This is a genomic window from Sphingobium abikonense NBRC 16140 (assembly GCF_001598335.1).
GTDB lineage: Bacteria > Pseudomonadota > Alphaproteobacteria > Sphingomonadales > Sphingomonadaceae > Sphingobium > Sphingobium abikonense.
This window is the reverse complement of record NZ_BCYT01000001.1, coordinates 175,968-186,519: the sequence shown is the minus strand read 5'-3', so window position 1 is coordinate 186,519 and position 10,552 is coordinate 175,968. Positions and strand designations below refer to the sequence as shown.

Sequence of the window (10,552 nt, the reverse complement as noted above, 5' to 3'; positions counted from 1 at the left end):
TCGGAACGCTGGCATGATCGGCGTCCTCCGGATGGACGCATAGCTCAGTTGGTAGAGCAGCTGACTCTTAATCAGCGGGTCCTAGGTTCGAGCCCTAGTGCGTCCACCATTTTTCGATGACGTTGCTATGCATGGGCGCGGCCGTCACCTATTGCAGCTCAGGCAGATATCTCTCGGCCGTCGGGCAGGGAAATGGCCCGTGCAGGGGGGCATTGGCAATTTTTCCAAGACATTTCGACGGTTACTCATGTCTGCAAAAAGCTGCGTTGGCATAGCATCCGTTGTTATGGCCGAACGGCACATTTTCCTGCCAGTCATTTTCAGACCATTGCCGCCGCTGCACTTGCTTTCTGCCCCTGTTCTGCTAATGGCGCGCCTTCCCGCGATGGTCATCCCTGGAGGCGTGGCGGGAATTTGTGCAATCAAGCTTTTGGAGACACGCAATGAGCGAGCAGCTTACGCTGTCGGCCGAGGCACGCGATCGGGCAGGCAAGGGAGCCTCCCGCGCTCTCCGCCGTGAGGGCCGCGTACCCGCCGTCATCTATGGTAACAATGAAGAACCCCAGTCCATCCATGTCGAGGAAAAGCTGCTGAGCAAGCTGCTCGGCACCGGACACTTCTTCAATTCGGTCGTCATGGTCGAGGTCAACGGCAAGGCCGTGCGCACCCTGCCCAAGGATGTCGCTTTCCATCCCGTGACCGACCGTCCGCTGCACGCCGACTTCCTGCGCGTTTCGGAACATGCCACCGTCAACGTGAACGTGCCGGTGCGCTTCGAGAATGAAGACGCGGCGCCCGGCCTCAAGAAGGGCGGCGTGCTCAACGTGGTGCGTCATGACGTCGAACTGATCGTCGATGCCGCCAACATCCCCGAAGACGTCGTCGTCGACCTCAAGGGCTTTGAAGTGGGCGATTCGATCCACATCAGTTCGGTGACGCTGCCCAAGGGCGCCAAGACCGCGATCGACGACCGCGATTTCACCATCGCCACCATCGTCGCGCCGTCCGCTCTCAAGAGCTCGGAAGGCGACACGACCAAGGAAGGCGAAGGCGAGGCAGAGGCCGAATAAGGCCCTTGCCGGCCTTTCGGCTGGAAAAGATCATCCCGTCCGCCTACCCGGCGGGCGGGATTTTTCATGGGAGCGCGGGATATGCAGCTTTGGGTGGGCCTCGGCAATCCGGGCACGCAATATGCGATGCACCGGCATAATGTCGGCTTCATGGCCATCGACCTGATCGCCGACATGCACCGCTTTTCCGCGCCGAAGAAGCAGTTCCAGGGCTGGGTTCAGGACGGTAGGATCGGCGACGAGAAAGTCCTGTTGCTGAAACCGGCAACATTCATGAACGAAAGCGGCCGGTCGATCGGTGAGGCGATGCGCTTCTACAAGCTGACGCCCCAGGACGTTACGGTCTTTCATGACGAGCTGGATCTGGTGCCGATGAAGGTGAAGGTGAAGCGCGGCGGAGGCAATGCCGGGCATAATGGCCTGCGGTCGACCGACGCGCATATCGGCAATGATTTCCGCCGCGTGCGCATAGGCATCGGCCATCCGGGACATAAGGATAGGGTCCACGGCTATGTGCTGGGCAATTACGCCAAGAGCGAGATGGACGCGCTCGCCGACATGCTGGGCGCGATCGGTGCGGAAGCGCCCTGGCTCGCCGCAGGCGACGACGCGCGTTTCATGAACGAAGTGGCATTGCGCCAGGCATGAAGACAGCGCCCGGTCGCCCGGGCGCTGTGATATTGCTATGACCTAACTTTTACTTAGACGATGACGAATTCCGCGTTGGTCATCGCCAGACCAGCGGACAGATGCGCGAACAGCACCGCTGCTCCTGCGCCGCTGCCATCGGCATCGTAAAAGAGATCGCCGGTCGCGCTGTTGTAGATGATCCGGTCATTGGCATCCGCGGCCGCCGCACCGATATGGAAGGCGTTTGCCGCCAGCGTACCCGTGGGCAATCCGCCGACTGCCGCCGACAGGATGTTGATCGTATCGTTCGCGACACTGTAATCAGTTATCGTGTCAACATTGGTCGGACCAAAGCCGTTGAGGAAGGCAAAGACATCATTGCCGCCGCCGCCGGTCAGCATGTCACTGCCCGACCCGCCGTTGAGGTAGTCGTTACCACCCCCGCCGTCGAGTTCATCGTCGCCGCCACCCCCGCTCAAGGAATCGTTACCGGCACCCGATATCAAGATATTGACACCGGAGTTACCGGTGAGCGTATCCGCATATGCGGAGCCCAGAATCTTTTCGATACTGACCAAAGTGTCTGTCCCGGCACCCACTGTGTTCTGTGCCCCGGCGATAGCGAGACTTACAGTTACACCTGTCGTAGCAGAGCGGTAATCCGCAGTGTCGATGCCATCGCCGCCATCCAGAGCATCATTGCCAGCGCCGCCGTCGAGAATGTCATCGCCGTTATTTCCGACGAGCGTGTCATTGCCACCGCCGCCGACGAGCTTGTTGTTTCCGCCATTGCCGGTGAGAATATTGTTCAGCCCGTTGCCGGTGAGGCTGGAATTCATTGATCCAAGCAAAGTTACGTTTTCAACATTTGTGCTTTGCATGGAGTAGGTCACTGAGGTGTAGACCAGATCGGTCCCCCCGCCGCTTGCTTCAGTCACGACGTCGTTGACATTGTCGACATAGTAGATGTCGTCTCCGGCGCCGCCGACCATCGTGTCGATACCCTCGCCACCATCGAGAATATCATTGCCGTCTTCGCCGTACAGGAAATCATTACCGCCCAGGCCGAGCAAGATGTCATTGCCGCCTCGTCCCCAGAGCGAGTTGATTTCGCCGGATCCTGTAATCGCATCCGCGCCGCCGTTGCCGATCGCGTTTTCGATACTGGACAGGCTGATCGCGCCGGCACCGCCGGGCGTATAAGTGAAAGTCCCGTCGGCCAAATTGATGGTCGAGGTAGCGACGGATGTTCCGGAAATATCGAAGGTGTCCGAACCTTGACCGCCGACGAATATTTCCCCGTAGCTGCCGTTCCATCCATCAAACAGGCGGAAAAGATCGTCGCCTGCTTCACCGTAGATAAGGTCACGGCCGCTGCCTCCATCGAAGATGTCGTTTCCGTCGCCCCCGATCAGCAGGTCATCCCCGTCGCCGCCATTGATGATGTCGTTCCCGGCGCCACCATAGATCGTGTCGTTGTCGCTTCCCCCATCGACCAGGTCGTTGCCATCTCCGCCATAAAGCGTGTCGACACCGGTGCCGCCATAAATGGTATCGTCCCCAGTGCCGCCGTCGATCCAGTCATTACCAGCACCGCCATCAATGAGATTGCGGGAGGCATTCCCAGTAATCGTATCGGCCAACTGAGTGCCGTAGACATTTTCGACCCCCGTGATCGTCCAGGGGCCACCATAGAGCGGATTATATTGCCAGGTGCCGCCGGCAAGATCGACAATCGCTCCATATAGGTCGATCTGTCCGAGATCGAGCGAATCGACACCGATCCCGCCATTGATGTTGTCGCCAAATTCCGCGACTCCGCCGATCTGGCGCTGGATGAACCAGTCGTTCCCCGCTTCACCGTAAACGGTGTCCGTGACGAAACCGCCATAGATAAAATCGTTACCGGCGCCGCCGTAAATGACGTCGGATCCGCCCGCGCCATCCAATATGTCGTCGCCATCGCCGCCATAGAGCGTGTCATCGCCCTCGCCGCCGGCCAGATAATCATTGCCAGCATCGCCATAGAGCGTGTCATTGCCATTATTGCCATAGAGGCTGTCATTGCCGCCATTGCCGCGCAGCACATTGTCGATGCTGTTGCCGCTGATGACGTCATTGCCCGACCCGCCATTGGCATTTTCGATCATCGATGCGGTATTGCCCTGATAGAGCATCGCATTGAAGATATTGCCGCGAGCATAGACGCTGCTGCCATTGTTGCCCAGATAAGCGAGTTGCGCCTGGCTGAATACGGAATAGCCGCCAGGGTTCAAGTCCAGCGTCAGGTTGCTGGAGTAATTGGACAGGTCATAGGTATCGACGCCGCCGCCGTCCCAGATTGTCGCGAAGATGCGATTGCCACCCGGATCGATCGCGACTTCCCCGTTGATGTAGGTTTCACCGGTTGTCGGATTCCAGGAATAGGTGGTGTTGCCCGAGTTGACGGTGAAATCCGCGCCGTACATCGCCTGCAATGCGGCAATGTCGAGCATCATATAGGTCTGCGGCGCGCCCCATTGTTCATAGGAATAGCCGCTGAGCGGCGCGCCCACATAGCTGCGATAGGTCATGACCGTGAATTCGATCGAATCCCATGCGGTCGGCAATGCGCCATAGGCGCCGCCCGTCTGGCCATGTGCTAGGCCCAGCGAATGGCCCAATTCATGGAACATCGTGTGCCAGGCATAATTGCCGGCGACGGGCGTCTTGTAGGAATAGATGGTCCCGTCATAGCCATTGCCGAAGAATGTATCCCCGCCATAGATGCTGCTGCTGGGATAATAGGCATAGGCTGTGCCCGGATCGCTGGAATTTGCGCCGCGGATCGTAGCGATCGACGAGCCTGCTCCATCGTAGGACAGGCTCAATCCCGTGAAGGATTCGACGCCGAAAGCAGTAGCCGCGCTGGTCTGGGTATAGGCGACTGAGTTGAGCGCCGTGTGGAAAGCCACCATCTGCATCGCGGTGAACTGAGAAAAGCCTTCATTCTGCGCGCTGATGCCGTCGCCATCGGAATCCGAAACATAGCCGGACTGATAATCCGCCGGTGAATCCGTGTCGCTATAATAGACGGTTTGCGACGGGTCCCATTTGATCCCGCTCAAAATGCCATCGATCAATTGATTGCCGGTGGCCGCCTGCGCCAGCGTGGTATTGCCGTTCCCGTTGAATTGCGGATCGTCCAAACTGCCTGGTTGTCCGACCGGATCGCCGGGATCTTCCATGACATCCTGGGGATATAGCAACAGAATGTCGCTGCGCACGGTTTCGTTGCCCAACATCGACCAAAGATCGGCGGTGCTGCTGATGGAATAGGACGTAGGAGAAACAGACGCGCTATTGTCGTCTTCGTTGAATATGACCTTGGCCGGCCCGGCCCCCGAGAGCTTGAGCATACATCCTCCTGCAAGATGAGTTGGATGACACGTTCACTGTGCCCGTTGGCGACCCCTTACCCAAGTCGATATAATCTTTATTTCAATTTATTTCCAATCATTAGTTTTTACTGATTTTTCATTGTTATAGCGTTTAGTAGAAGCCAAGATATTGAAATGGTTTAACTTATTTTCGTCTTTGTCGCCAATTAAATTGCCTCCATATATCAAGATGTTAGCGTTTTATTTTCGGCGCTTTGGTGATAGTTGCGACGAGCAGGATTTTTCCTTTGGTCAGCGCTGCGAATTGACCAATGAGTCGAGCCTCTCTGCGGCGTCCCGTGCCAGCGGATGGTCGGGATAGCGGGACATGAACAGCCGATAAGCGGATGCTGTGTTTTGCCTTACCGCCTCTGCATATTGATCGCGGATCGCCTTTTCAGCATCGCCTGGGGGTGGCATCACGCCGCTTGTTCCCGGGGGTGCATGCAGCGTGGTCGCAGGACCGGCATCACGGGTGGAGGCGGAAGAGGCGGCGTTGCCCGCACAACCGCTCATCGCGGCGAGGATCATCAAGACCGGAATGGCATTATGGACAGGCATGGCGCGTCCCTCTCCACTTGATCATATCAGCGCTGATGCGCGCAACTCGACTCAAAGCCGGCCGCGGGCTTTATTCGCGGAATGCCGTTTCGTTGAGGCGCGTCAACGGTGTCAAAATATAGGCCAGCACGGTCCGCTTGTCGCCCAGAAGATTGACTTCGGCACCCATGCCAGGACCGATCGGCAGCCGACGCCCGGCGTCGTCCGTGATGGCGTTCGTATCGGTGCGGACCCTGACGAGATAATGGCTTTCCCCGGTCCGTTCGTTGAGCACCGCGTCAGGCGACACAGCCACCACCCTGCCCTTCATCGACCCGTAGACGGCGCTGTCATAAGCGGAAATCTGAACCTTGGCCTGCTGACCCAGCTTGACCGACGCGATATCCTTTGCCGCCACAGCGGCTTCGATCAGCAAAGTGTCGTTGACCGCGACCATTTCCAGCAAGGGATCACCGGGACGGACGCTACCGCCGACCGTGGTTACGAAAACCCGATTGATCCGGCCGTCGAGCGGCGCGCGAACGACCGTTCGCCGTAGCTTATATTCATAGGCCGGCATCGTCGCCTGCCGCACGGACAACTCGGCGCGCGCGGCGGTGAGTTCATCCGCCGCGCGGGCGAGCCAGTCCCGCTTTTGCTGTTGTGCGCTCGCCTGCGCTTCGGCCAATACCGATCGCGCCCGACCAAGAGCCGCCGCCGCGCCCGCTGCCTCGCTCGCCGACACGGCATAGGCGCTTTGCGCCTGGAGAAGGGAACGGCGTGGCTCAATACCCTCCTGCACCAGAGGCTGAAGGAGGGCGAGATCGGCTTTGGCGGCATCGCGCGCGGCAATACGCGCCTCCTCGGCCGCGCTCGCTTCGGCTATCGCACGTCGGGCCTGATCGACGCGGGCCGACGCGACATTGGAGATGCTAGCCAATTCGGCCATTCGCGACCGGTACAGACCTTGCTCGACTGCGATCTGGCCGGCCATCAGGGCGTTGCGCGATTGCGGAAAGACAGGCGCCTTGCCGGCAATCTCCGCTGTCAGGCGGATGATCTTGAAATTCAGCGCATCGCTGCTGGCAAGATTGCTTTCCAGTTCGGCGCCCGGCTGAACCGGGCTGAGCCGGATAAGCGGCGTGCCTGCCTTTACGTCTTGACCGACCTTCACCATGATCTGATCGACCACGCCGCCTTCCAGGTTCGACACGACCTGCAATTGCGAACTGGGGATGACGCGGCCGTTGGCGCGGACCGTGCGGTCGATTTCCGTCAACGCGGCCCACCCTATCGCGACCACCACGAACGCCAGGATGATCCACAGGATGATGTTGGCCGGCACCTTCGGCTTGATGGTCATGGGATGGCGAAAGCCGATCTGTGCGGTCATGCCGCCTTCCCCCGTGCAAGGCGTTGCAGGACCGCATCGCGCGGCCCGTCCGCCACGATCTTCCCGCCGTCCAGGATGACGATGCGATCCACCAGCGCGAGCAAAGAGGTACGATGCGTGATCAGGATCATCGTCTTGCCGGCGACTTCCGGCTTGAGCCGGGCGATCAGATCCGCTTCGGTCTGCGCGTCCATGGCGCTGCTGGGTTCGTCGAAGATCAGCACCTGCGGGCCGCCTGCCAATGCGCGCGCGATCGCGATCGACTGGCGCTGCCCACCAGACAGGCCGTCGCCCCTGTCGGCCAGGCGCAAATCATAGCCGTTGGCGATTTGCCCCATGAAGCGATGCGTACCGCTGATTTCACAGGCGCGTATCATCTCGTCCTGGTCGACGGCCGCCCTGTCCAGGCAGATATTCTGCCGCACTGATCCGGCAATCAGGACATTATCCTGCATCGCAGATCCGATCAGCGCGCGAAGCTGTGCCGGCGCATATTGGCGCACGTCGATCCCGTCGATCATGACCACGCCTTCTTCGGGTTCGTAGAGGCCAAGCACGAGACGAGCGAGCGTCGACTTGCCAGAGCCGACCCGGCCAAGAAAGCCGACCCGCTCACCAGGCTTGATGGCAAGAGTGACGCCATCGAGCGCGCGTTCGGGGGCGCCGGGATAGCGAAATCCGACGTTGCGAAGCTCGATGGCCCCTTCAAGGCGTGCGGGATGCAGCGCGTCGCCCGCTGGCCCTTCCGTCGGCGTCTCCATCAGCGCGCTGATCTGCCGGTAGGCCACGCGCGTAGCGGACAGGCGGGAGAGCAAGGTCGCGATCTGCGCAAGCGGCGCCAATGCCCGTCCACACAGGATCGAGCAGGCCAGCAACGCGCCCGTGGTGATCGTGTTGCTGCGCAACAGGCCGACACCCACGATGATGATCCCGCAATAGGCGATGGTCGACGCGCTGTTTGCAACCGTCATGGGGATGGCGGCGGCAAGGCGCTGACCCAGCGAACTTTCCGAATGGCTGACCAACGCCGATTGCCAGCGACGGCTAAGCATCGGGCCAGCGCCGATCGCCTTGACCGTTTCAAGGCTGCCGATTGCTTCGACCAGCACCGATTGCTTGACGAGGCCATCACCCAGGCTGCGCGAGGACAGGCGATCAAGCGATGGGGTGGCCAGCAGCCCGGCGCCAATGACGACCGGGATCATCGCCAGCGGCAGCGCCACCAGAACGCCGCCCAGCATGGCGATCACGGCCAATGTGACGATGATGAACGGCACGTCGATGATGGCCGTCAGCGTCACCGACGCAAAAAAGTCGCGCAGCGTTTCCAGCTCCCGCATCAGTCCGGTCAATGTCCCGGTGGAGCCGCGCTTCTGGTCCAATCGCAGCGCCAGCAATTGCGAGAACAAGGTTTCGCCGACATCATGGTCGATATTGGCGCCGGCGATATCGACGAAATAGACGCGCAGAAGGCGCAGGACAAAATCGAAGATAATGACGAAGACGAGCCCGATGCTGAGGCCAATGAGCGAGGATGATCCTTCGTTCGGCACGATCCGGTCATAGACCGTCATCGTGAACAGCGAGGAGACGAGCGCGAAAATATTGATCAGCGCCGCCGCTACGGCGACCTTCATATAGGTCGCGCGATTGCGCAGCATCGGTTGGACCAGCCATGGGGCGAAACGCGCCTTATGCGCCGCGAGCAAGCTGTCTTCCCTCATGGCATGCGCCTTTCGTCCTGCCGCTCGTCCGCCGGGTTCACCTGAATGTGCAATTCGTCCAGCAAGGCCCCTGCCTTGGCTAGCAGCACGAAGCGGGACAGGTCGCGCTCGGCCAGCGTCTGCACATAGGTTGCGATCGCATAGAAATAATTATCTTCGGATGTAACGAGGTCGAACAGCGTGCCGCCCGAGGTTTCGAACCGCGTGGCATAGACGTCGCGATTGTTTCGGCTGGCCACATAAGCGGCCTCGGCAGCCGCCAACTGCGCCTCCAGTCCCTCCACATCGCTCCATGCCATTTGCACGTCCCGCAGCGCCTCCTGCCGGATGCGCGAAGCGTAGGCGTCCGCCGCGTCTGCGCGCGCGGACGCCTGGTCTGCGCGCGCGTTGAAGCCGGCGCCGATCTGCGCGCGTACGATCACACGCCCGCGCACGTCATAGTCGCCGGAATTTTCAAATACACCGTACCGCCCTGCATCGACTCCGGCGGCAATGGTGGGGAGCCGTTCGGACCGGGCGGCGCGCGCATCCTGCCGGGCGGCGCGGGCTTCCGACTCGGCCTTCTGAACGATCGGCGCGCGCAGGGCCATAGCCTCCACAACGTCCTGACTGATCTGATCGGTCAGCGCCAGCGGAACACGGTAGACAATGTCCGGCGCGTCATGCCCGGAAAGTGCGCGATATTGCGCCTCGGCGCTGGCCCGATCGCGACGGAACATCGCCAGCCGGGTGCGGACATTGGCAATCGCGCTGTCAACGCGCGGCAGGTCGCCGGTTGCGGAAAATCCCTGTGCGATGCGCCGTTCGACCGCAGATCGCAGTTCAGTCTGCCGCGCTCCATAGTCGACCGCCGCCTGCTCCATCAGACGCTGCGCCAGAATGCTGTACCAGGCCGTCACGAGGCGCAGCGCCACATCGGTTCCCGACGCGAACGTTGCGGCGCGCGCTGCGCCCACGCGCGCATTGCCGGCATTGATCCGGCTCGACGTCGCGCCAAAATCCAGCAAACGCTGGCGGACCGATGCGGTCGCGTCGGTGCGGCCTTCGGGTCGCGATCGCTCGATAATGTTGCCGGGATCGTTCGAGAAATTCCGTGCGAGCGACCGATTGGCGTCGACCGTCAGGTCCAATGAGGGAAAGAGCGCAGCGCGCGATTGTACGCGCGCAGCTTCGGCTTCCCGCTCGCCGGCGCGCGCTTCCTGCGTCAACATATTGGTTTGAACGGCCGCTTCCACCTCGCTGCGGAACAACGCCATCGGCCCGGTCTTTTGCGACATTTGCAGCAGCGGGTCGGATTGCACCGGTTGCGAAAAGGGTACGGGATTGGGTGGCAGAAGCAGGCCTTGCTCCCCCGCGGCCATGGCGCTGCCGTCAGGCACCAGAAGAAGGGCGAGCGTCGCGGTCACCCGCTGCGCCCAACCGGCATGGACGGCCGGCCTTCCCCAAGGCCGAAACTTCCTGAACAAAATGCCTGGCACCCCAAAAGTCGCAACAATTCCCCGCTTCCACAGGCCCCTTATTCAATAGGGATTCTGTGAAAGTGCGACCGACGCAAATATGCCCTAATTCAAAAGCCTGCGCAATGCGGGCCGTGAGCATGAACAGACTTTGTCATCAACAGGAAAATGGTCACAAACGGACCGGATGGTGCGGGTGGTCGGGCTCGAACCGACACTCCTTTCGGAACCGGATTTTGAGTCCGGCGCGTCTACCAATTTCACCACACCCGCATCATCTGCACACAGCGATGGCAAGACCATTCGCGGTGCAATCGGC

The 10,552-nt window shown here is 60.5% G+C and carries 7 protein-coding genes and 2 tRNA genes; 3 read left to right on the top strand and 6 right to left on the bottom strand.

The features are described from left to right. The first annotated feature begins 33 nt into the window (after positions 1-33). The 3 genes from SAB01S_RS00850 to pth all read left to right on the top strand — a co-directional run bounded on the left by SAB01S_RS00850 (position 34) and on the right by pth (position 1,718). A tRNA-Lys gene (locus SAB01S_RS00850) sits at positions 34-109 on the top strand. Positions 110-443: 334 nt separating this feature from the next. Continuing rightward, positions 444-1,070 carry a 50S ribosomal protein L25/general stress protein Ctc gene (locus tag SAB01S_RS00845; RefSeq protein WP_021225662.1) on the top strand — a complete coding sequence of 209 codons (627 nt, stop codon included), beginning with the start codon at positions 444-446 and terminating at the stop codon, positions 1,068-1,070. A gap of 81 nt (positions 1,071-1,151) precedes the next feature. Next, entirely contained in the window at positions 1,152-1,718 is a 567-nt protein-coding gene (gene pth / locus SAB01S_RS00840; protein ID WP_062731294.1) for an aminoacyl-tRNA hydrolase, read from the top strand. 53 nt (positions 1,719-1,771) lie between these two features. Here pth and SAB01S_RS00835 read toward each other — a convergent pair whose 3' ends face one another. The 6 genes from SAB01S_RS00835 to SAB01S_RS00810 form a co-directional block, all read right to left on the bottom strand. Further along, the gene (locus SAB01S_RS00835) at positions 1,772-5,098 is read right to left on the bottom strand and encodes a M10 family metallopeptidase (RefSeq protein WP_062731293.1); all 3,327 of its coding nucleotides are present in this window, start codon (positions 5,096-5,098) and stop codon (positions 1,772-1,774) included. A 273-nt stretch (positions 5,099-5,371) separates the two neighbouring features. Further along, positions 5,372-5,653: a hypothetical protein gene (locus tag SAB01S_RS00830; protein ID WP_157078238.1), complete on the bottom strand. Its 282-nt coding sequence runs from the start codon at positions 5,651-5,653 to the stop codon at positions 5,372-5,374. Between the two features lie 97 nt (positions 5,654-5,750). Beyond that, a complete protein-coding gene (locus SAB01S_RS00825) occupies positions 5,751-7,052 on the bottom strand; it encodes an HlyD family type I secretion periplasmic adaptor subunit (RefSeq protein ID WP_062731291.1) in 1,302 nt (433 codons plus the stop codon). Beyond that, complete coding sequence (locus SAB01S_RS00820) at positions 7,049-8,776, bottom strand: ATP-binding cassette domain-containing protein (RefSeq protein WP_062731290.1); 1,728 nt, start codon at positions 8,774-8,776, stop codon at positions 7,049-7,051. The genes SAB01S_RS00825 and SAB01S_RS00820 overlap by 4 nt, the downstream gene beginning before the upstream one ends. Next, positions 8,773-10,182, bottom strand: coding sequence for a TolC family protein (locus tag SAB01S_RS00815; RefSeq protein ID WP_245646377.1), 1,410 nt, complete (start codon positions 10,180-10,182; stop codon positions 8,773-8,775). The genes SAB01S_RS00820 and SAB01S_RS00815 overlap by 4 nt, the downstream gene beginning before the upstream one ends. Before the next feature lie 239 nt (positions 10,183-10,421). Continuing rightward, positions 10,422-10,506, bottom strand: a tRNA-Leu gene (locus SAB01S_RS00810). Positions 10,507-10,552: the final 46 nt, after the last annotated feature.